The following is a 26,526-nucleotide window of genomic DNA, read 5'->3' on the forward strand; positions in this document are numbered from 1 at the left end:
AATTTATTTTCAACCCTTTCGTTCCCTCAACCTCTCTTTCCTTACTCTCTCAATCAATCGGGGTGCAAAATTCTGACTTTATTTTTACAATTCCAAATGAATGACAAACTTTATTTTCAACCTTTCCCCAATCTTCTGATTACCACCTTTTTACTATGCTCCTGCTATGTAACGCTCAGTCTGTTCATCATTTTTGGGACTGCAAAGGTACGGCGCTTTTTTACATTTGTCAACCCCCCAATCAAAAGTTTTTTAGAGCATAAACCTTATTTAACTTNATATCATATTCTGTATCTGGTATATACACTATCAGTATCTATTATATATTCATTGGGTGAAATTAAAAATATACTATCCCTATGGGATACTGCTCTCTTAACAGCTTATTTTTTCTACCGATATAACATCCCTACGGGATATACTTTAGTCCCAGAGTGACGATGTATTAAAATCTTCGAACTATTTCAGCCAGCGAGTTACCTAATTATATATGTAAGTATCACAATTTTACTAAGTGGTCTTAGTGGTTATAACACTTTTTTCAGCGTCAGTTAAATGTGCTTTTGTTTTCTCCAGCTATATTTTATACCATTTATATATAGTTACTCTCTCTTCTACCTCTTTCAAATAGTTCTAAAACCTCTGTACCGTAACATCAATGTGCTATTTACAGGCTTTTTTCTATGCCGTTACTTTGTCGGCATATTGCTTCAAAGGAGCAAATCCAATTAACTAAAATTATTCCTATTATTCTTAACACAATCTCGCCATGAAAAAAACACTACTGTCTCTTGTGGTCTGTCTCTTTTCTTTTAGCGCATTCCCGCAAAGTACTACTGTTGACCCTAACCAGGGAGTTTCGGTGCCGCAGTTTACAACTACCTTTATTAATGGGTTGACTAATCAGCCTAAAGGAACTATCGTTTTCGACAAAGACCTGAACGTAATAAAATACTGGAATGGTACAGCCTGGGTAAATCTCACGGCAGGTGGTGGCTCGGGTATTGGCTGGGCAGTTAATGGTAATCATATCAATACTACTAATACAGGTAATGTAGGTATTGGAGTAAACTCTCCAACTGCTAAATTGACTATTGCAGGTACTGCGCCTAATGGTTCATTAGCTATCTCCGGTACTTCACACGTTTCTCATTTTAATTATCCTGCCAGTGGTTTAGAAAATACTTTCATCAGAGGCGGTAATGCAGGCTCACATGTTTTGATTAATGATTCGCAAGGTTTGGGGAATGTCGGTATTGGCACGAATCTGCCTACTTCTAAATTAGATGTAACCGGACAAGGTCGTTTCACGAATCTTCCTGTTAGTTATAATAATACGACTCAAGAGTATACGAATGGTGCCCTTGTATTAAGTAATACGGCTTATCCTTTTGGATTTATGAGATTAGATGGCAACGTTGTGCAGGCATTTAGCATCAATAACCTTACTTATAAAAGTACTCCGGATAAATTGGTATTGAATCCATACGGCGGAAACGTTGGTATAGGCACCAGTTTACCTCTCTATAAGTTTCACCTGGTTTCTTCGGGTGAACAATTGATGAAAACAGAAGCTACTAACGGCCTAGTTCTTTTTAATGACCGTACTACCGATGGACAATATGGTTTTCTGAGAGCCTGGACAAATAATCCGTTTAATCCGGCAGGCTATTATGGTTTAGAAATAGGTGTACCTCCAGCCTTGAATAGTGAACCGCAAAAGAGATTGTTGTTTACTACCAACTACACTATCCGAATGGCCATTATGGAAAATGGCAATATAGGTATTGGCGTGCATGACCCAAGTGCTTATAAACTGGCAGTGAATGGAAGCATAAGAGCCAAGGAGGTAGTGGTAGAAACAAACTGGGCTGATTATGTATTTGATAAGCAATTCAGATTAAAGCCATTAAGTGAGGTTGAACGCTTTATTGAAGAAAATAAACATCTACCTGATATACCGAGCGCGGCAGAAATACAAAAAAACGGTGCGAAGCTGTCTGAGTTAAGTACCAAAATGATGCAGAAAATTGAGGAGCTTACCTTATATAGTATAGAGCAGAATAAACGAATAGAAAAACTTCAAGCAGAACTAACACAACTCAAAGCCATAAACCGATGAAAAATCTATTAACATTTGCCTTAATACTGATAACATTGGCATTGCAGGCACAAAAGAAACATTCAGATTGCGGCACGAAGACTCCTGCTACTCCCCGGCCTATTGCCGAAAAAGATATGCAACGGTTTTTACGTTCAATTAATGCCGTTTCTGTTCCTTACTGCGTAAAAGTTCAGTTTACAGTTTTTGCCGATAACGATGGCTCTAACCGGGCAACGACCGATGCACATATCTACAGGCAGTTTCAGAATATGGTTAATCAGTTTAACCCACATGGTATTTGTTTTACATTTATGGGAATCAGACAAATTAATAACTCTGATTGGAATGTTCAGGATGCAGATGATGAAGAAGCAGAAATGTATGACATTAGAGTATTAGGGAATCTGAATGTATTTATTCATCAAACGCTGACCTTGGGAGATAAAAACCTAGACGGAATTGCTTATGATATACCTAACAACGATGCTTTTATTAGTTTGAAAGGGGTGGCGGTGGCAGATACCATTAACCTTTACACAATGGCTCACGAATTAGGTCATGTGTTTGGGTTATATCATACTTTTACAACTACTTATGGAGCTGAAAGTGTAGACCGAACAGGGAGTTGTAAGGATTGTGAAGATGATGGCGATTATTTATGTGACACGCCTGCTGACCCAGATGACGGGGAAGGGTATCTTCAATCGAATACGAATGCTTCTTGTATGTATATAGGTGATAAGTTAGATGAATGTTCAACGCCATATACGCCTGCTATGAATAATATTATGAGTTATGGAAGAGGAGATTGTGTCAATGCATTTACAGCCGGACAGGGAAATAGAATGAGATACTTTATTGCCAATGAGACGGGCTTGTTGAATGTACTGGCGCAAAACGACGTTCTTATGAGTATCCAGACAACCATTTCGAGTGGCACGGCTGTAAATGCCGCAAGAGACACCTACACGGTTAATTCTATCACTTTTAATGGTACAAGCAATTATACCTTTCAATCGAAGAAAGTAATTATTGGCAATGGTGCCCGGTTATCACCGGGAAATGGAGGTAGGGTTGTACTCAAAACTAATCCTTATTGTAATTAGCTTGTTAGTCTCTATATTTCAGCATTTGGTCTAAACTTTAAAAATTAAATTGTTGTTATGACCCTACTACATCTTTTACAGAGGTTGTTTAGGGTCATTTCTTTTACACCTGAACCAAATGACTTTCAATCTGTCTATGCGGAGAATGACACAATAGTCTGATTTTACGAAAATCCCACCAAACACTTTGAAAACAGCGTGTTAAGTCGGAAATTTAGAGGGACGCTCAGTCGGGGACGCCTAGTCGGGACACCCAATCTGGGAAGGCTTGTCGGAATACACAGTCTTGAATAATTATTCATATACTAGCCGTCCGTGAACAATTATTGACATGAAGGAAGGAAAAAGAGTTGCAAGTGCAATTAAAGTGGAATCGAAAAAGGTTACCAATATGGGGGAACCTTTTTGAAAGGGAACAGTGATGGTACCAGGTATCAGCTAATAAATTGGAACCGAAAAAGGTTACCAATACGGTAGGAACCTTTTTGAAAGGGAGATTAGCTATACATATTAGTAGGTAGTTTTGGAGTGTGTCAGGGTTCCACCTATCAAGCCGGAAAAGGTGACCGATACGGTGGAAACCTTTTATATATAGCGCAGTATTAGTTTTTATTTAAACACCATTGCATGAAAATTCCTGTAAATCTGATTACCGGTTTTTTAGGAGTGGGCAAAACCACTGCTATCAAGCATTTGCTGGCAAACAAACCCGAGGCCGAGCGTTGGGCTATTATTATCAACGAGTTTGGCGCTGTTTCTATCGACCACACAGCCATTGAAGAAAAAGATGGATTGACGATTCGTGAAGTAGCCGGGGGGTGTATCTGTTGTACGGCCAATGTTCCCATGCAATATACCCTCACTACCGTTTTACGCCAACAGAAACCCGATCGTATTCTGATTGAACCTACAGGTATGGGGCACCCTGAAAATATTCTGGATTTGCTTCGTGGCAAATTTATGAAAGATATATTAGATGTAAGAGCCACGATTTGTCTGGTTGACCCTCGTCGTTGGGCGAATGCTGATTTCAGAGCCAATGAGACTTTTCAGGACCAGATTAATCTGGCTGATGTATTGATAGCTAATAAAACAGACCTGGCAGGCGAAGAATTAACGGAGGAATTTAAGGATTGGGCAGATTCTTTGTATCCACCTAAGTTGTTGATAGAATCTGTTAGCAATGGCGAGATTGATTTCAACTGGTTGAGTATTGAACCATTCGGAGAGAGAAAGGCACAATTTTCGCATGAAACTCATCATCACCATCATGGACATGAAGAAGAATTACCCACACCGACTGTTGGGAATCCGGTTAAAAAAGAAAGTCACGGTTTAGGTTTACATGGTTGTGGCTGGATTTTTTCGCCTGATGAAATTTTCAATCTGCCTAAACTCCGTCAGTTTTTCAGTTCCTTGAAAGATGTTTATCGGGCTAAAGGAGTTTTCAGAACGGGTAAAGACTGGATCTTGATTAATGCAGTTGGTGGAGAATTTACGGTTCAATATATTGCTTATCGCCGTGATAGCCGGGTTGAACTGATTGCACCGACCAAATTGGACTGGGCTTCTTATGAAGAGAAACTGAATGCATGTTTGTTGGAAATTCCAGTAGCTTAGACTCCTCTAATTCATTTGAATTTTTGCCACTATGTACACAAAAAGCACAAAGTTTTACAATTGTGTAACATCGTGTTTTTTTAATAGTGTACTTTGTGGCTATTCTATTAGCTTATCTATTTATATATAATACAGAAATTAGCTTTAAATTTGCATTGAGCTTAAAGAAGACTTATACTATAACCAACGTTATACGATAGAATTAAACATACGATATTGAACGACCTATATGCAGAACCTGAAAATTTATAATACACTTACACGCCAAAAAGAAGAATTTAAACCCCTTAGTCCACCATATGTAGGTATGTATGTATGCGGACCAACCGTTTACAACTATGTACACTTAGGGAATGTCCGTACTTTCCTGACTTTCGATGTGCTTTTCCGTTATTTAACGCATATTGGGTATAAAGTTCGTTATGTGAGAAATATTACGGATGTAGGTCACCTGGTAGGTGATGGTGACGAAGGAGAAGACAAAATCGGAAAGATGGCGAAACTGGAGAAACTGGAGCCAATGGAGATTGTACAACGCTATACCAACGATTTTCATAAGGTATTAGAGCAGTTCAATTTCCTGCCACCAAGTATTGAGCCTACTGCTACAGGGCATTTGGTTGAACAGATTGAAGCAGTAAAAACTTTGATTGATAAAGGCTTAGCCTACGAAGCAAACGGCTCGGTTTATTTTGATATTAATCAGTATAATAAAGAAGGTAATGATTACGGCAAACTATCAGGAAGAATTCTGGAAGATTTGCTGAATGAAACCCGTGAGTTGGACGGACAATCTGAGAAACGAAATCCACTTGATTTTGCTATCTGGAAAAATGCAAGTCCTGAACATATTATGCAATGGAAATCTCCGTGGGGCATGGGCTTTCCGGGATGGCATTTAGAATGTACTTGTATGAGTACTAAATATCTGGGCAAGCAGTTTGATATTCACGGCGGAGGTATGGATTTGAAATTCCCACACCATGAATGTGAGATTGCCCAAGGCGTTGGTATTACAGGAACAGAGCCAGTTCGTTATTGGATGCACTCAAATATGTTGACGGTAAACGGACAAAAGATGTCGAAATCATTGGGTAATTCATTTTTACCTTCTGAATTGTTTGCCGGGAGTCACCCATTACTTGATCAGGCTTATAGCCCGATGACAGTTCGTTTCTTCATGTTGCAATCGCAATACCGCAGTACACTTGATTTCTCGAACGATGCTTTAAGAGCTGCACAAAAAGGATACAGACGTTTGATTAATGGCTTGCGTATTGTGAAGACTTTGACATTAGATATTAATGACAAAGTAGCTGATAAAATACCAAGCGAACTCATTGACGATACCCAAGCAGGTAATGTAGCCACACAAACTGTAACGGCTCCGGTTGTTAAAATAGCCATCGACGAAAAGAAAAAACTTGATATTGAAAAAACAGTACAGGCTTTTTATGAGGCAATGAATGATGATTTGAATACCGCTGTGGCGATAGCTCAATTATTCAACTTGTTGAAGTATGTGAACATGATTTATATGAATCAGCTAGACCCAAGGGCTTTAGGTGAAAACACTTTCAACTTATTGCAAGAGAAGTTTGTGGTATTTATGGAGCAGATTCTGGGTATCAAAGAAGAACCATTGACACAAGGCGATGGTATTCTGAGCGGAATGCTGTCTTTATACAAAGAATATAAGTCAAGCCAGAGATATGATAAAGTAGATGAAATCAGAACTTATTTCAAATCAAATGGCATGACTATCAAAGACATGAAACACCGTATTGATTGGGCCTGGGAAGAATAGATTCTTTATTCGATTATATAGAAAAAGGCGGCGCTTCTGGGTGCCGCCTTTTATTGATGTCAGTTTACATTTCTTACTCCTCTCCCAAAAACGGATATTTGTAATCAGTCGGAGAAACGAAAGTTTCTTTAATTGTCCGAGGTTGTACCCAACGGAATAAGTTTAGGATTGAACCTGCCTTATCGTTTGTTCCTGACGCACGAGCCCCACCAAACGGTTGTTGGCCTACTACTGCACCTGTTGGCTTATCATTGATATAGAAGTTTCCGGCTGCATCAACCAGTTTTTTGGTTGCTAAATCGATGGCATAGCGATCTTTGGCGAAAATGGCCCCTGTTAAGGCATAAGGCGAGGTGGAATTCACTATTTCTAATGTTTTCTCGAAATCTGATGGTTCATAAACATAGATTGTCAATACCGGACCGAAGATTTCCTCACACATCGTTACATAAGTAGGGTCTGATGTGAGTAAGATAGTTGGCTCAATAAAGTAACCTTTTGATTTATCGTAATTACCTCCGGCTATGATGCTGACTTTATCGCTTTTCTTCGCATTATCTATATAGGTAGCGATTTTATCGAATGATTTTTCGTCAATCACCGCATTGATAAAGTTTGAAAAATCTTCTGTGCCACCCATTTTTATCTCTTTTAAGTCGGCAACTAAATAGCCTTTCACTTCGTCCCAGATATTAGATGGAATATACGCACGGGAAGCAGCTGAACATTTTTGTCCCTGATATTCAAAAGCACCACGAACTAAGCCTGTTGCCAAAGCTTTTGCATCAGCCGTTTCATGTGCCATTACGAAGTCTTTCCCACCAGTTTCACCCACAATGCGTGGATAAGATTTATATAGATGAATATTCTCGCCAATGGTTTTCCAGATAGTCTGGAATACTTTGGTACTACCTGTAAAGTGGATGCCTGCAAAATCAGGATGTTTAAAGATAATATCTCCTGCTACCGGACCATCTACATAAATCAGATTAATAACCCCATCCGGCAAACCTGCTTCACGGAACACTTCCATAATTACATTTGCCGAATAGATTTGCGTATAGGCCGGTTTCCAAACAGTTACGTTACCCATCATCGCTACGCATGACGGTAGATTGCCGGCAATAGCAGTGAAATTGAAAGGGGTTAAAGCAAATACAAAGCCCTCCAAAGGTCGATACTCCAGTCTGTTCCACATACCTTTAGAAGACTCCGGTTGTTGGGTATATATCTGCTCCATAAAAGCGACATTGAAGCGCAAAAAGTCTATCAATTCGCAAGCCGAATCTATCTCTGCCTGATAGGCATTTTTTGACTGCCCCAACATGGTAGCCGCATTTATTTTTGCCCGATAAGGGCCAGCCAATAAGTCGGCCGCTTTCAGGAAAATACTGGCTCTTTGCTCCCACGAAAGCGCTGCCCAGGCTGGCCGGGCCGCCAATGCTGCTTCAATAGCTTTTTCTACATGAGAAGCATCTCCTTCACTGGCATAGCCTAATACATGCTGATGGTCGTGCGGAGGAGAGAGTTTAATTTTATTGTTGGTATGTATTTGTTCACTGCCAATGTACATCGGTACCTCTATTTGTTTCGAGCGAGCCTCTGCAATGGCTTTTTTTAATGCGAGTTTTTCGGGAGAACCTTTGCCGTAATTCAGAACCGGTTCGTTAACCGGCGTGGGTACTTTAAAGATAGTATTATTCATGATTTGATGAAGGGGATTTTTTGCCAAAATTAGCCGAAATTTTAGATTTGTTAGAATAAATCTTTTTTCTGTTTCTATCTATTATAATTCTATAACATTTAAAAAGTAAATTCCGTTTAGTCAAGTCTCCTATTTTAGTTTTTACCTAAATCTTCAAATCTTGAATTTTTTAAGCTATAATCATAATGGAATATCCATTCGTCAATTTCCTTTTTCTTTATCAAGAACTCTTTCAAATCTATTTCTTTGTTTTCTTTTAATTTATTTAACTGCTCTTTTTCAATACGCTTCAATTGTCGTTTTTTAACAAGTTCATAAAGCTCTAAGTCGCTTTTTCTTTGTTGCAGAATATCTTCGCGATTTCTATTTGGATTTCACTGAGTTGTTGTTCTATCAAGATTAAATCCATATCTCTCTATATAAGGTATAGTTTGTCCTAATTGATAGAATGGCTCTTGTCTTACATATTGAGTAAAACCTTCACTTATAAACTCAATCTCACCTTGTTGTGTTAGAATTGTCCAAAGTATATGATCTTCATTTTCTGTTCGCTCAATGCCTTCAATTTCTACAGCATCATCAAAAGCAGTTTTTAATTCAAAAGTCAAATGCTTAATCTGTCTGAAAACCAATGTACAAGGTGCTACGCAAAAAGTAAAGGGCAGACCTTCTACTTCTGGTTTAATCCATTGAAAAATATAGTCAATATCTAATTCCAGGTCTTCTGCCACACGAATTTTATAGATATAGCAGTCATGCCATCCCATTCGTTCAAAATCAGCCTCTGTCCAGATAGCTTTCTCTAATTTGTAGGTCATTTTTAACTGTTTGAGGAAAGTGAATTCATCAGCAAAATACTAAGTTTTCATAATTCTTACAGACTTATTCTTATTTAATTCTGCATATGCTAAACATAAAAAAGCCTTGAGAGATAGCTATCTCTCAAGGCTTTTTTATGTTTTTCTTAATTCTACAGTTACACTTTTACAACTTCACGCCCGATAATCTGCTAATCTCCAGTTTTGACAATATTATCTGATAATCATATTGAAGCAAACTGAATTTGGCATCCTCTACGGCTGTTTCTGAAGTCTGGATTTCTAAAGGAGTACTTACCCCATTTGTCAGACGGATTTTAGCTAGTTTCAAACCGTATTCTGCCTGAAAGATATTGCGTTCAGCTAATGCTCTCTTTTGTGAAGCTACTTTTATATCATTGAATGCATTTTCAATGTCACGGTTAATCTGTGTTTTCTGTGCTGCCGTATTTTCTCTGGCAGCATCCAGATTAATTCTGGCAATCTGGGTATTGTACGCACTTCTCTTTCCGGTATAAATCGGAATGCTTAATTTTACACCTAACAAAGTATTAAAACGCCAGGCATCAATATTCGGCTGATAACCATTTTTGATACCAGCTGCTGCGTTGGCAGATAATTGCGGCAAATTACCCATAGATGAAATCTTAATTTCCTGCGCTAAAGCATTTTCACGAGCAGCGGCAGTTCTTAAATCCAGGTTATTAACGTTTGCCTCACTAATAGCTCCCCGTGAATCTGCATAAGGATAATTGTATTGCAATTCAGCATTAGCCGGAATCTGATTATGTGCATCAGTACCAATTAAAGCACTCAGGAAAATGTATTGCTTCTCCAGTTGCCCCTGTAAATCTACCACTCTTATTTCGGCATTTTTATAGCGTACCTGCGCTTGGACTACGTCATAATCAAGAGCATCACCGCTCTTTAATCTATCGCTGATAATCTTACTGTTTTCATCCACTAATTTTACCTGCTCCTGTTGTACAGCAATCGCTTTTTGTAAGTAGATAATACCATAGTACAACTGCGCTACCTGATAGGCCAAAGTCTGTTTCAGGCTTTCAATACCTTCGCGTTGTTGCTGCATTTCAAGCAAGGTTTTCTGTACTCCTGCTTTGAATCTGCCCCAATCGTAAATCACGTAGGAAGCTGCTACATTAGTATTATAATTATTATGCGGCTGAAACTGCAATTTCCCCTCAAACCCAGGAATCGGAATAACGGCTTCGGCAATAGGATCAAGTCTTGTATAACTTAGCTCACCATTTATCTGCGGCTTAGTTCCACTTTGCTGAACTTTTATGCGATAGTCGCCTACGTTTAATAGTTGTATTTGTTCTTTTATGCGCGCCGAACCTTCTAAAGTCATTTTAACTAACGAATTCAATGTTTCGTTGGTGTTTTGCGCAATGGCTACCTGACCAAAAAGTAGCAGGATAGCTATAGATATTTTTTGAAATTTCATTTTCGGAAACGTAAATATTTTTTGATAAAATCTATCATTAATGAGATTCTGCAGCGGCTTTGGCTGCGGCAGCCGATTCAGCGGCACTTTTCTTTTTGGTTCTGAGTAATACCACCAAAGGCAGCACACAGATAAAGAAAATCGAGATAATACGGAATGTATCAAGGTATGCCAGGTAATATGATTGCCTGTCGAGCAATAATTCTAATTGCCTGTAAGCCTGTGCAGTTGCCTGTACTGCATCACCTGTTCGCGAAAGGAACGACATCTTAATAGCATTGAATCGCTCAGTAAATAGTGGATTGTTCGGTACATAATTGGCTACTAAGTCTGAACGGTGTTGTGCATATTGCAAGGCTACATAGTTATTAGCTAAGGCAATACCAAAGGCACCACCCAACTGACGAATCATATTAGTCAGGGATATACCTGCGCCAAATTCATTGGGTTTTAAACCTGCTACCGAAGCATTAATCAAGGGTAATTGCAAGAGTACTGTTCCTAAACCACGCAATAACTGCATTGGATAAAAATCCCAGCGCCCCATGTCAGTACTAGCCGTTCCGCTATAAAAACCGAATGCCGCAAAAATGATAATCCCTGCTACCACAAACGGAATGGGAGAGGCCCCAGCCGACATACGACGCCCCAGAATCGGGAACATCGGTAAAATAGTAAGCGTAGGGAATAGCAAGGATAGTCCGGTTTCGTATGGTGTAAAGCCATTAATCCGCTGTACTAAAACCGGATAAACGAATACCGAAGTAAACAAACCAAAACCGGATACCATTACGAAAATGCTAGAAAAGGCAAAGTTTCTGTTACCAAATATCTTCAGGTTTACTACCGGATGATCAGTATTTAATTCTCTGCTGATAAATCCAACAATTCCTAACAGTGCTACTAATGATATAATCGAAATCTCTCTTGATTGGAACCAGTCTTTTGATTCACCCTTTTCTAAAACATATTGCAATGCTCCGATTCCTATCATTAATAGGGCAATACCCAGATAATCAATCTTAATTTTATCCTTGTGTTTCCCTTCATCGGCTTTTTTAGGAATGTAAAGAATGGTCAGGATAGTGGCTACGATACAGATAGGTACATTGATAAAGAAAATATCACCCCATGTATAATTATCTACTATGTATCCTCCTACTGTTGGACCTAGTGTTGGACCTAGTACAATGCCCATCCCGAAAAGCCCGGATGCCGTTCCTCTGTCTTTAGGCGGAAAAGCATCAAATAAAATTGCCTGAGAGGTTGATAACAAAGCTCCACCACCAATCCCTTGTATAAAGCGCCAGAATACTAATTCCCATAGACTATCCGAATTACCACATAGGTAAGAGGCAATTCCGAAGAGTATCATGGAACCGAGATAATAATTCTTTCTTCCAAAATACTCTCCTAAAAAACCTGTCATCGGGATGATAATCACATTAGCAATGGCATAAGAGGTAATAACCCAGGCTATATCTTCGATGGTCGCCCCAAGCGAGCCGGCCATCTGGTTGAGTGCTACGTTTACAATCGTAGTATCCAGTAACTCCATGATAGCGGCAGTTACAGTGGTAAGAACGATGATAAACCTTGAAGCACCCGACACGTTGTTTTCTATCTGATTTTCCATGAAAACGTGTTTATAGAGGTATCTTCATTACCTGTGTGGATTTATTTAATTTTTACCTCTACTTCAAGGCTCATGCCTGCACGAAGCTTATCACGGTATTTTTCTACACCCTCAATCGCAATTTTTACAGGAATCTTCTGTGTTACTTTCACAAAGTTTCCACTGGCATTGTCAGGAGGAAGAAGGGCATATTTTGAACCTGTGGCATCTGAGAAATCAGCTATTTTACCTTTCAATTCCAGATCCGGAAAAGCATCTAATTTAATTGTAGCTTCCTGTCCGATAGCCAGACGACCGATTTGTGTTTCTTTAAAATTGGCAATCACCCAATACAAAGAATCCTGCACGATGGTGGCTAAAGTTTGTCCAGGTTGGATGTATTGTCCGGGCTCAACACTCTTCCTTCCTATTTTCCCATTTTCGTTGGCATATACTTTCGAGTAAGTCAAACGAAGTTTTTGTTGCTCAATTTTTGCTTTTTGTACAGCCAAAGCTGCTTGTGCTTTATGCAAATTGCTATACAAAATATCCAAACGGGATTTAGAAGCTACAATGTCTTGCTTCTGCCCTTCGTATTGAGCATTCAATACATCCAGATTAGATTTGCTATCATCAGCCTGGCGTTTTGTAACGGCATTATCTGCGTACAAGCGAGCATCTCTTTCTGCATCTTTTTGTGCTTTTTCTTTACGCAAAACGGTTGCTGTAATATTGGTTTCAGCAGCGTTGATAGTCATACCCGTGTTTTTAATGTTGGCTTTGGCATTTTCTACATCTGTCAGCAATTGTTGATAGGTTGCTTCCATTTCAGTTAGAGCCAATTGTTGTTCACGGTCATCAATATCTACCAATAGCTGACCTTTCTTTACTTGCTCAAAGTCTTTCATACTTACGCTGCTTACGTAACCCCCTACACGTGGCACAACCGGAACCGTATAAGTTTCTATCTGTGCATTGTCTGTTGTTTCATACGCTTGATTATACTTGTAGCGTTGGTAAGCATAAATACCTGCCCCTACCAGGATTAGTATTAAAATGATTCGGGGAATGTAATTTTTAAAGGATTTTTTTTGTGGAGTTTCCATTCTTTTCTTTTAAGTAATATTAATGTTTGCGTTTCGTTTCTTAATTAGTCAACCATATTGACGATGCAAAGGTAAACCAAGTTTACTAAATTAGTCAAGTACATTGACTAATTTATTTTTTCTATTTAGTTTTGTATCGGAAAAGGAAATAGGCAGAATTTACTATTTTTGCAATGCATTGACTATCAATGTATTGAATCTTAACAACACAATGAACGAGGATATATTAAAAGAAGTGACCCTTTTTAAGGCCACTAAAGGAAGGCTTTTCGGCAAACTACTAAGTAAAAGTTATCGCTTCATGAACGAGATAGCAAGTGAATATTTAGAAGGCATTGGGTACAAAAACTTTAGGGTCGGCCATGCTGTCGCCCTGCTACATATAGATTTAGAAGGCACAAATATTAATAATCTTTCCAACAGGGCTTGTGTAACAAAACAGGCCATGAGTAAACTTATAAAGGAATTGCAGACAGAAGGTTATGTAACAGTAGAAAAAGACCATACTGATGCTCGTGCCTTAATTGTGCGCCACTCTGCTAAAGGAGTACAAGCAATGGTAGACTGGAAAAGATGTATGGAGTATGTAAATGAAAAATTCAAAGAAATATTGGGTACTACTAAACTTGAAATGCTGAGAGAGATTTTATATGAACTGATAGATCATTATGAAGCCTCTACACAATATAATAAAGCAAATGATCTGGGGCATGCCATTATGAGAAAAGATTCACTGGTACTTCCGCCAGAAGAAAGATTCAATAAAAAATAGCTGATTCTTAAATACTGAATTTCTGATAATTCACAAAAACTATGTATGTTAGTAGCTGAAAAACAATGCCTTATCTGGCATGGTTGTTTTGATGAAAATCAACTCTGACGTTGGACTCATGACAGTTACACAAATCATTATACTAGTTGTTGTTATTTATGTGGCAATCTGTATCGTTGCCTATAAGGTACAGGAGTATTTCATATTTAAACCCGAAAAACTCGCGCCTGATTTCAAATTCAGATACGATGACCATTTCGAAGAGCTATTCTTTGATATGCCTGATGGCGCACATATCAATGGTTTGCTGTTTTATGATGTAGGTGAAACTACTCGTGGTCTGGTCATTTATTTTCATGGAAATACCCGAAGTATAAAGGGTTGGGCGAAATATGCCAAAGATTTTTTTGCCCATGATTACGATGTTTTGATGATTGATTATCGGGGTTTTGGCAAGAGTACAGGCAAACGCCATGAAGATACGATGTATGAAGATTCGCAGGTGGTATATAACCAGATGTTGAAGAAAGGTTATTCCGAAAAGCATATTGTTATTTATGGGCGGTCTCTGGGTTCAGGCTTTGCCTGTAAGTTAGCTTCTCGAAATCATCCAAAAATGTTGATTCTGGATGCTCCTTATTATAGCTTTTCACAATTGACCAGTCGTTTTTTGCCATTTCTTCCCGTTTCTATGATTCTCCGGTTTTCTATACGTACTGACGAGTATATCAAATTTGTGAAATGCCCGATTTATATCATTCATGGCACAAAAGATTTTCTGATTCCTTTTCGCTCAAGTGTAGCACTGGCAAAACTGGCGCCTCAACATACTCGCCTGGTGCCTATCTATGGTGGTGGGCATAACAATCTGCCTTCGTTTCCTGAATACCATAAGCACCTGGAAGATATTTTATTAGATAGATTTGATTTAATTTTTGATAAACAATTCCGAATCGAATAGCTTTGTGCTCTTAAATACTTTTAAACCTGCCCTGGAGTAATTTCCGCAAATAACAAAAGATACAGTGGTTAAGAAAATTATTACAATTGCCCTTATTATTTACGCATCCGTTTTCGGGTTGGCCGTCCTCTTTCAACGTTTTATTTTACTTCACCCTGATACCTTAGAGAGAGGCTATGCATTTAATTTCCCAGATGCGCAAGAGTTTTATGTAGAGCCTGAACCGAAAATTAATCTTAATGCCCTGATGTTTTTAACGAAAGATACCATCAAGAAAGGCGTTGTAATGTATCTGCATGGCAATTCACGTAATATAAAAACCTGGGGCAAATATGCCAAAGAATTTACTTCCCGTGGGTATGATGTAATCATGTATGATTACCGGGGCTTTGGTAAAAGTAATGGCAGATTAGATGAAAAAAATCTTTTAAGCGATGCCCAAACAGTGCTTAAAGATATTCAGAGACGCTATCCGCCTAGAAATATGATTATTTATGGTCGCTCACTAGGCACAGGTGTAGCAACTAAATTAGCTATGGACAATGAGGCAAAGGCCTTAATATTAGAAGCTCCATACACCTGTATCCCTGACGTAGCCTGGAGCCACGCACCGCTTTTTCCTTATAGAAAGGTCTGTGAATTTCAGATACCTACATCTGAATGGATAACCAAAGTAAAATGCCCTATTTATCTGTTCCATGGTACCGACGACCAGATTATTCCTTACGAACATAGTTTGAAACTGGCACAGTTATTAAAGAAAAACCCCAAAGACATTCTCACTACACTAGAGGGAGGTCGTCATCGGGGTTTGGACAAATATAAAGAATATCAGGCCAAAATGGATGAGATTCTGAAGTAATCTATTATCTCAATTTCAAGGTTACTAGACAAGCTACGGCTAAAACAATACCGATAACCCAGAAACGTGTAACAATTTTTGCTTCGTGGTAGCCTTTTTTCTGAAAATGGTGATGCAACGGCGACATTAGAAATAGGCGGTTTTTCTGGGCAAATTCCAGCCCGTTCTTCCTTTTCTGATATTTAAAATAGCTTACCTGCATAATTACAGACAGATTTTCAACTAAAAATATACCACACATCACGGGTATTAATAACTCTTTACGTAGTGCCAAAGCCAATACAGCGATGATGCTCCCTAACATTAAACTGCCTGTATCACCCATAAATACCTGAGCAGGATAGGCATTATACCATAAAAACCCAATACAGGCTCCTACAAAGGCTGTACAGAAAATTACGACTTCACCAGAGTTAGGAATCATCATGATATTCAGGTATTGAGAGAATACCTTATTGCCCGACAGATAAGCAAAAATCGCCAGAGTAAGACCTATAATAGCCGAGGTGCCTGCAGCCAGTCCATCAATTCCATCGGTGATGTTTGCCCCGTTTGATACGGCTGTAATGATGAAAATAACGATGAGCACATACGGAATCCAGGCAAGGCTCTCAGGAAGGAAACTGCCTAACAACTGATAATCTATTTCGTTGTTTTTGAAGAATGGAAGCGTTGTAGTTAATGAGTGCGTATCCACATATTTTTGTACTTCTCCAACAGCCGTGCTAATTCTGGCTTTTTCGTAAACCCTGATTTTCACGTAGTCATTAAAATACAATGTTAAGCCCACTATTAAGCCCAAACCTACCTGACCTACTATCTTAAAGCGACCCTTTAAACCCTCTTTATCTTTCTTGAAAACCTTGATATAATCGTCAGCAAAACCGATGCCGCAAGTCCAGACAGTAGCAATAATCAGCAAAACTATATAGACATTATCTAATTTGGCAAATAACAAAACAGGAATCAGCAATGAAGCCAAAATAATAAAGCCTCCCATGGTTGGTGTACCCTTTTTTTGCATCTGACCTTGTAAGCCCAGGTCACGTATAGTCTCACCAATTTGTAATTTTCTCAGATAGTTGATAAGCTTACTACCGTAAATGGCTGCGATGAGAAGTGAGAGAACAATCGCCCCCATAGCGCGAAAAGTAATGTATTGAAAAACCCCGGCACCCGGGAAATTAAAGTTTTTATCAAGGTACGTAAAAAGATAATAAAGCATAGGACATTGAGTTTTAGGAAAGTGTAGCAAAGATAGTTTTTTTTGAAGTTTTCAGAAAAAAAACCATATTTTTTTGAGTATTTCCATGCCATTAAATCGAAACTCTTAAAAACCAGAATTTAATAATTCCTGCTCTTTTATTCAGATTATAAGAAATATGATACCGAATATAAAATTTTTAACATTTCTAATACTTTTTTGACCAATACTTAAAGCAATATTATCTATCTCAAAAAAAACCGCATAAATATTTGCCTATACAACGTTTTTTCTCTTTTTTTGTATGGTATTCTTTGGTAAGACTATAATTATATATAAATATATTTATTAAGCTTCGTTAAGAAGCATAAAGATTTTGAGTTCCCCGCCAGTCGGGGTATTCATCATAGGTTAAAGTATTTTCGTCTTGGAAAGGCATTCGGGAATCCTGAGTGCCTTTTTTGATAAATAGAAGAGCAGAATAGTGTGTATATCCAAAAGCCTGTTATTTTTGCATCTTTTACTCTCTCTAGCTCAAGGGTAATATTATGAAGATACCGCTTTATCGGCAAATCCAGGCTCATTTAAAGGAGAAAATTACCTCAGGGCAATATATAGAGGGTGGTTTGCTCCCCTCAGAAAACGACCTTTGCGCAGAATTCAGTGCCACACGCATGACTGTTCGTCAGGCATTGAATGAATTGGTAAAAGAGGGATACATTACTCGTCAACATGGTAAAGGGAGTATAGTAGCATCCATCCGTAAGTCTTTAGGCTTACTTTCATTAAAAGGGTGGACAGAGGTTGTTGGTGCCAGCGACCGACATGGTACAACTTCTATTTTGGAAGGGCCGGTATCGCAGACCATCACTGAGCCAATTTTTAAACATTTACTTCATCAGGAGTTTCATACAGAATTTGTATTTTTGAAGCGTCTCCGGTCGGTAGAAGAATTTCCGGTGATACTTGAGGAAACTTACATTCCAAACGAAAGCCTTTCAGCATTAACAGATGAACCTTTGATTGATGGCTCACTATTCCGTACGCTTTTTATGCGATACCAGATAGATGTCAATAGTATGCAACAGGAGGTCCGGGCTATTGCCGCCACCAAAGAAATTGCTACTTTGCTGAAAACCAAAGTAAAGTCGCCGATTTTGCAGATTCTGAGGCGTTACGGCACATCGAAAGAAGGTTTTTATTTATATAGTCTGATTTATTGCAATACTGAAAAATACGCTATAAGTAGTTTTAACTAACAACTCCCCCTACCCCTAAAGGGGGGTGATTATTTAACAAAAAAATTCCCCTTCAGGGGTTAGGGGTTTTTTATTCAACTATGAAAAAAATTAAAGTTGCCGTTGTCGGAACGGGTTTTATCGGGCCAGCTCATATCGAAGCCCTACGCCGCTTACCAAATGTAGAAGTAGCTGCTCTTTGCGAAGCTAATATTGATTTGGCGACCGAAAAGGCTGCCGGTTTGGGTATCGAACGAGCTTATATTTTTGACGATTTGTTAAAACAGGAAGACATTGAGTGTATCCACGTTTGTACACCTAACTTCTTGCACTATTCGCAATCAAAAGCAGCTTTATTAGCAGGTAAACACGTAGTTTGTGAAAAACCTTTAGCTACTAAAATTGAAGAAGCAGAAGAACTGGTTAAAATAGCAGCTGAAACAGGTTTAGTAAATGCCGTACATTTTAACCTGAGATATTATCCTTTAGTACGCCAGATGAAAACTATGCGTGAAAAAGGCGATTTAGGTGAAATCTATTCAATTTTGGGTTCATACTTACAAGACTGGTTATTTTACCAAACTGATTATAACTGGCGTTTAGAGCCGGATAAATCTGGTGATTCAAGAGCGATTGCTGATATCGGGTCGCACTTATTAGATGTAACTGAATATATCACAGGCTTGAAAATAACTGAGGTAATGGCTGATTTCTCGACAGTTCATAAAACCCGTTTGAAACCATTGAAAGCCATTGAAACGTATTCAGGCAAAATGTTGCAGGCTTCTGATTATCAGGAAGTTCCTATCAATACCGAAGACCACGCCAATGTATTATTGAGATTTGATAATGGTAATAAAGGTAGCGTAACGGTTAGTCAGGTTTCTGCCGGTCGTAAAAACCGTTTGAATATCGAAATCTCAGGCTCTAAAGCTAATTTCGAGTGGTGTTCTGAAAAACCAAACGAAATGTGGATTGGAAAACGTGATGGTGCGAATCAGGTATTAATGAAAGACCCATCATTGGTTTATCGCGAAGCAACCAGCTTAATCAGCTTCCCTGGTGGGCACAACGAAGGTTTCCCAGATACTTCGAAACAATTGTTTAAAGAAGTATACGCAGCTGTAGCAGAAGGCAAACAACCGGAAAATCCGACTTACCCAACATTTGCCGATGGTTTACGCGAATTATTAATTTGTGAAAGAATCATCGAAAGCCACCGCAAACAAGCTTGGGTGACTGTATAATTATTTAGTAATAAATACATCAAGCGGCAGTCATCCTCAAATTGAGTGACTGCCGTTTTTTATTTCCTTGTATATTTGTGCTTTTAAGAAAACAGGACGTGCAATGAAGATTGGTCTATTTTTTGGCTCGTTTAACCCTATTCATGTTGGGCATTTGATTATTGCCAACACGATGGCATATACTACCGATTTGGAACAGGTATGGTTTATTGTTTCACCGCAGAATCCTTTCAAAAAGAATAAAGGGCTTTTGCATGAGTTTGACCGCCTGACAATGGTGGAAAAAGCCATTTCAGATAATTATCGGTTGAAAGCCAATGATATAGAATTCTCTATGCCTAAACCGAGCTATACCATTGATACACTTGCCAAACTTACTGAACGCCACCCTACACACGAATTCAAACTGATAATGGGAGAAGACAATCTGGTGCAGTTTGAGAACTGGAAGAACTATGACAAGATTCTGGAGTATTATGAACTATATGTCTATCCAAGGCCAAATACACCTGACCATAACTTCAAGAATCATCCTAAAGTCAAATTTATAGAAGCGCCTCTATTAGACATATCGGCTACCTTTATCCGCAATAGTATCAAAGCAGGCAAGCCCATCCGCTATATGGTAAGCGATGTAGTAGAAGAATATATCCGTTGGAAAAAGTTCTATTTATAATCAGGCATTTACACTTATTTGCTCTGCCAGAATTCCTATGCCCTCAGTAAAACTAACCGGTTCATACCCTAATACTTCACGGGATTTCGTTAAATCAAAACCTGTTCTTGCCGGACGCTTGGCGGGTTGAGTAAACGTAGTAGAATCGGCTTGAGCGATAAGTGATTTATCTAAGCCAAAATAATCAGCTGTCATAATAGCCATTTCATAAGGAGTCAGGAAGTCTTTGCCTGAAATATTGAAGATGCCCTCTGCTTCCTGGTCTGCAATTAAGGCACAGCCTTTAGCTAAATCTTCGGCTAATGTAGGCGTGCGCCATTGGTCGGTAACTACTTTTATATTCTTACCATCTTCCAACGATTTCTTTACCCATAGGATAATATTTGTGCGGCTCATGTCATGCGCAATGCCATACACCAGAACCGTGCGGGCGATAGCCCAACGGATATTGCTATTGATTACTATCTTTTCTGCGGCATATTTACTCCAGCCGTAAAAACTCAATGGATTGGCCTCAGCCTCTTCTTTATAGGGGCCGCTTTTCCCATCAAAGATAAAATCAGTAGAAACGTGTAGTAGAAAGCTATGAGTTCTTTCGGCGGCTTCAACCAGATATTCTACGGCATTCACATTTTGTTTCCAGCAATCATCTTTGGCACTTTCGCATTGATCTACGTTTGTCATAGCTGCCGTATGAATAATTACAGTTGGTTGTATGCGGTCAACTACCTCCAGCACCTGTGCTTTATCGGTAATATCCATAGTCGTATAGGTGTACCCATCTTTGAATGGCAACCGGTTTTCACCGCGTGCAGTAGCTATTACTTCGTGGCCACTGGTCTTAATAAGTAACTCCATCAGTTTTTGCCCTAGCAAACCATTTGAGCCTGTAATTAATATCTTTTTCATACACAAAGTATTTATCGCTTAAAGTTGTTTACACTGAATTATTATAGAAAGCTGAATATCTATTATGGAATCCTTATTACTGATATTTATAACCGTATCGTTTAGTTATCTTCTTCTTCTTCATCTTCTTCACAGTCATAGCCATTTTTACATCTTTTAATGGACGGTCAGCCTCGTCTCTTGGTTGTTTGGCTATGGTGTCTATCACATCTAAATTATCAATAACCTCGCCAAAAACGGTATAATTATTATCTAATCTTGGCGCACCTCCTATCCCGATATAATCTGCCCGTTGTTCAGTGGTATAATTCATCTGATTACGATTGGCTATCATGCTTATTTCCTCGTCGCTCATTTTTTTCCCCTGCACAATATAAAACTGGCAGGCACTCGATTTTTTCTCAGGATTACCATCACGGGCTGCAGCCAAGGCGCCTTTTTTATGTACATGATTAGACTTAAACTCAAAAGGAATACGTTCTAAATCTCCACCGCCACTACCCAGCCTATCGCCTGGTTTAGCATTTTTTGAGGTCGGGTCTCCACCCTGAATCATAAACCCTTCAATGACACGATGGAACAACAAGCTATCGAAAAATTTCTTATCGACTAATTTTATAAAGTTAGCTTTATGTAAGGGAGTATCGTCAAACAAAACCATATGCATGGTTCCGTAGGTAGTTTTTAAGGTAATGAGGTAATCTTTCTTAGATTTTTTCTGAGCAAATGCTACTGACGTAATCAGCAAAAAACAAATAACTAATAGACTTTTTTTCATGCTTTTATTGATAATAGAAGCACAAAAATACAATAATTATCGAAAGGACAAGAATCCCCCTGAATTAATCTTAATTCTCTTTAAACCATCATTTTGAATAGGATCAACTGCCTTTTGGCGGCTCCCACAATTCTATTTTATTGCCTTCCGGATCAAGTATCCAGGCAAACTTGCCGAATTCTGACTCTTCAATATCACCTACAATGGTAACCCCCTCTTCTTTAAGTACTGGCATTAATTCAGCAAGGTTTTCAACCTGATAATTGACCATGAAGTCTTTCTTGCTGGGTTCAAGATAAGTCGTTTCTTTCTTAAACACACTCCAGGCCGTTGAAGTTAAATCATCCGGATTATCTTTTCTTCTCCATTCAAATACGGCACCCCATGATTCAGATTCAATCCCTAAATGTTTATTATACCAGTCTTTTAAGGCGGCGTTATCTTCCGGTTTAAAGAAGATACCTCCAATGCCGATTACTCGCTTTTCCATAGAGGATAATTTTTATATAGGTTATTATGATAAAACAGGCTTAGCCGCTACAAACTCCTGAAACTCTTCGCTTTTCAGAATTTTTTTAAACCAGAAAGTATAATCCTGCGGGTTGTTGGCTACCTCTTCCATAATATCTGCTACCGTAATCCATTTATAATCTAAAACCTCTGCCGGATTCACATCAAATGTATCGTTATAGACACCCGTAAATACATGGTCTATCTCGTTTTCGGTCAACTGGTTTTCAAAAGTAGTTTTATAATGAAATTTGTATAGAAAATCTAAATCACAGGTAAAACCCATTTCTTCTCCCAATCGACGTTCAGCCGCTGCTTTTATATCTTCACCTACATTAGGGTGTCCGCAACAGGTGTTAGTCCAAAGTCCTCCTGAATGGTATTTATCAAAAACCCTTTGATGTATCAATAACTCGTTATTATCGTTGAAAATCAACACCGAAAAAGCCCTGTGCAATAAGCCTTGCTGATGTACCGAAAGTTTCTCCCCGCTACCTACTTCCTCGTCCGCTTCATTCACTAATATTATTTTTGTTGTGTCAACACTCATATGCTATTTGCTTTTTATATCCAAAACACCCGCTCTTTATAAAATGTTTATTATGGATTCAATTTAAGATTTTTCTGCCAATAGCTTATCTATCAGGCGATTAAAATCGTTTACAAATTCATCGTAATAATGCCCCGTTCCCGGCCCGGAGAAACCTGTGTGAATTTCTCTTACCTGTCCTTTCTTATCAATAAAAATCGTAGTCGGGAAACCAATTACTCTATTTAACATTGGTAAGGTTTTAGAGGCCTCGTCTTTATTATTGGTTCCGGCCAATAGGACTTGATAATCTATTCCGAAGCGTTCTTTCATCTTTTTGATTTTCGGGAAAGCAAAAGAGGTATCCGCGCTTTTTTCATAAGATAACCCTATGATTTCAACCCCTCTATCTTTGTTTTTCTTGTACCAGGGAGCTAAAAACCTACTTTCGTCCATACAATTCGGGCACCATGAGCCCATAATCTGAATCACCACTACTTTGCCTTTATAAGCATCATCATTCAATGATATTTTCTTATTTTCAGTATTCACAAATGAAAAATCAACAGTTTTGTAACCCTCTTTCAGATACGTCAATTTCGTTGCGTCTGGTAATTTAGCACTATCATTCTTCATACCAGTCCATGATTCAAAACCTGATGGAGCCGACCAGAATCCACCCCCTGCGAGTTTATCGCCCTCAATTTTTGCCTTGAACAAGTATACGTGTGTACCATCAAAACAAGAGAGTTTCAGACTATCGCCGATAATATCTCCTGCCAGATATCGGTAATCACCCGTAGTAGTCAGGAAACTGCCTTTCACTTGTGACCCATTGGTTTCAAAAAGTCCAACAGATTCGGTTGAGTCTTGCTTATCGGGAGAAAGGAATAAAACCTCATAGGTAGAAGCTAACGATACTTTCGGTGTTTCACTTGTTTCAGTAAAGCGATAGGATTTGCCAAATTCTGCCTTAAAAGCACTTTGCACAAAAGTGAAGTTTGAGCGCATTTTTTTCCAGTAGCCAGTCATTTGCTCACTTTCTACCTTAGCCACTATTTCAGCATCGAAAATTTCCATCGGGATATGCAATGAATCGTCTTTTACGAATGCCCTATCCATTTTCAGTTTTTCATCACCATTCAATGCTTGCACTGCGTATCCATCACCCTCTTTCTGAATATCCAAACCAAAAGGTAATTCCCCTCCAGTGGTTTCAATAGTGGCACGCCAGGTACCGGTTTTCAATTCAGTGGAATTTTTACAAGAAGCTAAAGCAATCAGGGATAATAAGAGTATTTTTTTCATGTTTTCTTCAGATATTCAGAGCAAAGATAAAGATTCACTTCTATTAGTCAACCAACCAGATAGGGTTCAGATTGATATTTAATACTATTTACAAAATATATTTTCTTTTATTTGTTTATAATCAGTCAAAAAGGTTCCCACCATAATGGTCACCTTTTTCGATGCCACTTTCGTGGCTTATACTTGCAAACCATCTATATCCAGTTCAAAAGGTTCCCACCATATCGGTAACCTTTTTTCGAGTCAGTGGCTGGGACTCTAACACAAACCCAATCTATCTGCTCATAATATGCAGATATATAGTCCATTATTCCTATGCCACTTATCCTGATTTTCTTTTTTTCTCCCTCCATTGTAAAAATTGTTATATGAACGGCTAGTTGTGAATGGTTATCCAAGGTTGAGCGTCTCAACTAGGCGTCCCCCTTAATTTCCGATTTAAGATTGTATTTTCAAAGAGTTTGAGGGGGTTTTTGATAAAATCAGACTGTTAAATACTTTATCAGATTTTGACAGGCAATTGATATTAATGAAGAATTTTACAGTTTAGTATTTCCCATTGCTTTATTTAACCTCAAAATCAATTGAACATATCAATTCGTCAACTCAAATCGCTTTTTTGTACATTGGTAGAAAAAGAGTATTATGATAGAATATTAGCCGCTAATTTTGAATTGTTTCAGTAGGTTTTACGTTATCAATTACTGACAGTTATTTACTAAATCTACTTTTGTATTTTTCTTAGTTGAAAAATCCCGAAACAAATTTTGAAGTTTAGAACCTTTCTAAATTACAAAAACTGACGAAAATCATAACATTTCATAACAATCATATTGTTTTCTGACTGTAAATTTGCAGTGAATTACTGACGGACATGTACGGACACTTTAAAGCAATAACTATTTCTCATAAAAATGCCTCTCTGAATATCAGAGAGCAAATTGCACTTAATGAAGAGGAATGTAAGAATCTGATGCTCAAAATACGTGAAACATTTGAGGTTTCAGAGACACTTGTTCTTTCTACTTGCAATCGTACTGAGATTTATTATTATTCGGAAAATAACATCAGCGAAGAAATCATTCGCTTAGTAGCTAGTTTAAAAGTTCTCAATTCAAATGAGATTCTACCCTATTTTGATTTCATCAACGACCATAACGAAGCTGTAAATTACCTTTTTGAAGTAGCCATCGGTCTGCAATCACAAGTAGTTGGCGATTTGCAAATCCCGAATCAGGTGAAACATGCCTATCAATGGTCGGCAGATATGCAAATGGCAGGGCCATTCTTACACCGCTTATTGCACACTATTTTCTTTACCAATAAAAAAGTAGTTCAAGAAACAGGTTTCAGAGATGGAGCAGCGTCTACATCTTACGCTACAGTTGAAGTATTAGAGAGTTTCTTGCCATTGTTGACTAATCCTAAAATTTTAGTGATTGGTTCAGGTGAAATCGGTGAAGATGTATGCAGAACTTTAGCAGATAAAAATTATCAGAATATTACAGTTACCAACCGCACAGCAGCAAAAGCTGAGGCTTTGGCGCAGGAATTAGGTTTCAAAGTTTCTGATTTCCAGACTGTTCATGAGCAGATATTAGCTGCAGATATTGTGATTTCGTCGGTACGTGTAGAAGAACCTTTGATTACCAAAAACACACTAAAAAAGAAATCTTTAGCTGTTAAATACCTGATTGACCTTTCTGTGCCTCGTAGCATTAGCCCGGATGTAGAAGAACTGGCAGGTATTGTGGCATATGATTTAGATGAGATTCAACGCCGTGCGAACGAGGCTTTACAACGCCGTATGGATTCAGTACCACAAGTACGCAGCCTTATTGCTGATGCTTTGGTAGAGTTTAACAACTGGTCGCAGGAAATGATTGTGTCACCAACCATTCAGAAATTGAAAGGAGCTTTGGAGCAAATCAGAAAAGAAGAAATGGCTCGTTTTGTAAAAGAATTATCGGCAGAAGAAGCAGAGAAAATGGAGAGAATCACGGCAAGTATGATGCAAAAGGTAATTAAATTACCTGTATTACAGTTAAAAGCAGCTTGTAAGCGTGGTGAAGCCGAAACCCTGATTGATGTCTTAAATGACTTATTCAATCTTGAAAAACAAACGGTTTAATAATCCTGGTATATAAATTTGAGTTTAAGGAAGCCGACAGTTAAGTCGGCTT

Annotated in this window: 23 protein-coding genes; 11 read left to right on the plus strand and 12 right to left on the minus strand. The window is 38.4% G+C overall.

Annotation, left to right across the window (positions count from 1 at the left end):
• Window positions 1-769 precede the first annotated feature (769 nt).
• The 4 genes from D0T08_RS12735 (at window position 770) to cysS (ending at window position 6,637) form a co-directional block, all read left to right on the plus strand.
• Window positions 770-2,122: a hypothetical protein gene (locus D0T08_RS12735; protein WP_116983038.1), complete on the plus strand. Its 1,353-nt coding sequence runs from the start codon at window positions 770-772 to the stop codon at window positions 2,120-2,122.
• Window positions 2,119-3,210 carry a M43 family zinc metalloprotease gene (locus tag D0T08_RS12740; protein WP_116983039.1) on the plus strand — a complete coding sequence of 364 codons (1,092 nt, stop codon included), beginning with the start codon at window positions 2,119-2,121 and terminating at the stop codon, window positions 3,208-3,210. Before D0T08_RS12735 ends, D0T08_RS12740 begins: the two co-directional genes overlap by 4 nt.
• A gap of 627 nt (window positions 3,211-3,837) precedes the next feature.
• Window positions 3,838-4,830: a GTP-binding protein gene (locus D0T08_RS12745; protein ID WP_116983040.1), complete on the plus strand. Its 993-nt coding sequence runs from the start codon at window positions 3,838-3,840 to the stop codon at window positions 4,828-4,830.
• A gap of 229 nt (window positions 4,831-5,059) precedes the next feature.
• Window positions 5,060-6,637, plus strand: coding sequence for a cysteine--tRNA ligase (gene cysS, locus D0T08_RS12750; protein ID WP_116983041.1), 1,578 nt, complete (start codon window positions 5,060-5,062; stop codon window positions 6,635-6,637).
• Between the two features lie 73 nt (window positions 6,638-6,710).
• On the opposite strand, the gene pruA is transcribed toward cysS, so the two are convergent.
• The 6 genes from pruA to D0T08_RS12775 all read right to left on the minus strand — a co-directional run bounded on the left by pruA (window position 6,711) and on the right by D0T08_RS12775 (window position 13,349).
• Window positions 6,711-8,342, minus strand: a complete 1,632-nt coding sequence (pruA, locus tag D0T08_RS12755) for an L-glutamate gamma-semialdehyde dehydrogenase (protein ID WP_116983042.1) — start codon at window positions 8,340-8,342, stop codon at window positions 6,711-6,713.
• 134 nt (window positions 8,343-8,476) lie between these two features.
• Window positions 8,477-8,635, minus strand: a complete 159-nt coding sequence (locus D0T08_RS27950) for a hypothetical protein (protein ID WP_229238957.1) — start codon at window positions 8,633-8,635, stop codon at window positions 8,477-8,479.
• Window positions 8,636-8,716: 81 nt separating this feature from the next.
• On the minus strand, window positions 8,717-9,160 hold the full coding sequence (locus D0T08_RS27955) for a hypothetical protein (RefSeq protein WP_229238958.1): 444 nt from the start codon (window positions 9,158-9,160) through the stop codon (window positions 8,717-8,719).
• 166 nt (window positions 9,161-9,326) lie between these two features.
• Entirely contained in the window at window positions 9,327-10,628 is a 1,302-nt protein-coding gene (locus tag D0T08_RS12765) for a TolC family protein (RefSeq protein ID WP_116983043.1), read from the minus strand.
• A 37-nt stretch (window positions 10,629-10,665) separates the two neighbouring features.
• On the minus strand, window positions 10,666-12,264 hold the full coding sequence (locus D0T08_RS12770) for a DHA2 family efflux MFS transporter permease subunit (RefSeq protein ID WP_116983044.1): 1,599 nt from the start codon (window positions 12,262-12,264) through the stop codon (window positions 10,666-10,668).
• 41 nt (window positions 12,265-12,305) lie between these two features.
• On the minus strand, window positions 12,306-13,349 hold the full coding sequence (locus D0T08_RS12775) for an HlyD family secretion protein (protein WP_116983045.1): 1,044 nt from the start codon (window positions 13,347-13,349) through the stop codon (window positions 12,306-12,308).
• Window positions 13,350-13,560: 211 nt separating this feature from the next.
• On the opposite strand from D0T08_RS12775, the gene D0T08_RS12780 reads away from it, so the two are divergent.
• The 3 genes from D0T08_RS12780 to D0T08_RS12790 all read left to right on the plus strand — a co-directional run bounded on the left by D0T08_RS12780 (window position 13,561) and on the right by D0T08_RS12790 (window position 15,944).
• Window positions 13,561-14,121, plus strand: coding sequence for a MarR family winged helix-turn-helix transcriptional regulator (locus D0T08_RS12780; protein ID WP_147322770.1), 561 nt, complete (start codon window positions 13,561-13,563; stop codon window positions 14,119-14,121).
• A 118-nt stretch (window positions 14,122-14,239) separates the two neighbouring features.
• A complete protein-coding gene (locus D0T08_RS12785) occupies window positions 14,240-15,082 on the plus strand; it encodes an alpha/beta hydrolase (RefSeq protein WP_116983047.1) in 843 nt (280 codons plus the stop codon).
• 64 nt (window positions 15,083-15,146) lie between these two features.
• The gene (locus tag D0T08_RS12790; protein ID WP_116983048.1) at window positions 15,147-15,944 is read left to right on the plus strand and encodes an alpha/beta hydrolase; all 798 of its coding nucleotides are present in this window, start codon (window positions 15,147-15,149) and stop codon (window positions 15,942-15,944) included.
• Between the two features lie 4 nt (window positions 15,945-15,948).
• Here D0T08_RS12790 and mraY read toward each other — a convergent pair whose 3' ends face one another.
• Window positions 15,949-17,169, minus strand: coding sequence for a phospho-N-acetylmuramoyl-pentapeptide-transferase (gene mraY / locus D0T08_RS12795; RefSeq protein ID WP_116983049.1), 1,221 nt, complete (start codon window positions 17,167-17,169; stop codon window positions 15,949-15,951).
• Between the two features lie 527 nt (window positions 17,170-17,696).
• Here mraY and D0T08_RS12800 point away from each other — a divergent pair.
• The 3 genes from D0T08_RS12800 to nadD all read left to right on the plus strand — a co-directional run bounded on the left by D0T08_RS12800 (window position 17,697) and on the right by nadD (window position 20,309).
• Window positions 17,697-18,407: a GntR family transcriptional regulator gene (locus D0T08_RS12800; RefSeq protein WP_116983050.1), complete on the plus strand. Its 711-nt coding sequence runs from the start codon at window positions 17,697-17,699 to the stop codon at window positions 18,405-18,407.
• 80 nt (window positions 18,408-18,487) lie between these two features.
• A complete protein-coding gene (locus tag D0T08_RS12805) occupies window positions 18,488-19,633 on the plus strand; it encodes a Gfo/Idh/MocA family protein (RefSeq protein WP_116983051.1) in 1,146 nt (381 codons plus the stop codon).
• A gap of 103 nt (window positions 19,634-19,736) precedes the next feature.
• Window positions 19,737-20,309, plus strand: coding sequence for a nicotinate (nicotinamide) nucleotide adenylyltransferase (nadD, locus tag D0T08_RS12810; RefSeq protein WP_116983052.1), 573 nt, complete (start codon window positions 19,737-19,739; stop codon window positions 20,307-20,309).
• On the opposite strand, the gene D0T08_RS12815 is transcribed toward nadD, so the two are convergent.
• The 5 genes from D0T08_RS12815 to D0T08_RS12835 all read right to left on the minus strand — a co-directional run bounded on the left by D0T08_RS12815 (window position 20,310) and on the right by D0T08_RS12835 (window position 24,343).
• Window positions 20,310-21,218: an NAD(P)-dependent oxidoreductase gene (locus tag D0T08_RS12815; protein ID WP_116983053.1), complete on the minus strand. Its 909-nt coding sequence runs from the start codon at window positions 21,216-21,218 to the stop codon at window positions 20,310-20,312.
• A 76-nt stretch (window positions 21,219-21,294) separates the two neighbouring features.
• Window positions 21,295-21,996, minus strand: a complete 702-nt coding sequence (locus D0T08_RS12820; RefSeq protein WP_116983054.1) for a peptidylprolyl isomerase — start codon at window positions 21,994-21,996, stop codon at window positions 21,295-21,297.
• A 103-nt stretch (window positions 21,997-22,099) separates the two neighbouring features.
• Window positions 22,100-22,486, minus strand: a complete 387-nt coding sequence (locus D0T08_RS12825; RefSeq protein WP_116983055.1) for a VOC family protein — start codon at window positions 22,484-22,486, stop codon at window positions 22,100-22,102.
• 24 nt (window positions 22,487-22,510) lie between these two features.
• Entirely contained in the window at window positions 22,511-23,056 is a 546-nt protein-coding gene (idi, locus tag D0T08_RS12830; protein WP_116983056.1) for an isopentenyl-diphosphate Delta-isomerase, read from the minus strand.
• 63 nt (window positions 23,057-23,119) lie between these two features.
• A complete protein-coding gene (locus tag D0T08_RS12835) occupies window positions 23,120-24,343 on the minus strand; it encodes a peroxiredoxin (protein WP_116983057.1) in 1,224 nt (407 codons plus the stop codon).
• A gap of 874 nt (window positions 24,344-25,217) precedes the next feature.
• On the opposite strand from D0T08_RS12835, the gene hemA reads away from it, so the two are divergent.
• On the plus strand, window positions 25,218-26,474 hold the full coding sequence (gene hemA / locus D0T08_RS12840; RefSeq protein WP_116983058.1) for a glutamyl-tRNA reductase: 1,257 nt from the start codon (window positions 25,218-25,220) through the stop codon (window positions 26,472-26,474).
• The last annotated feature ends 52 nt before the right edge of the window (window positions 26,475-26,526 follow it).

Source organism: Emticicia sp. C21, from assembly GCF_003418935.1.
GTDB lineage: Bacteria > Bacteroidota > Bacteroidia > Cytophagales > Spirosomataceae > Emticicia.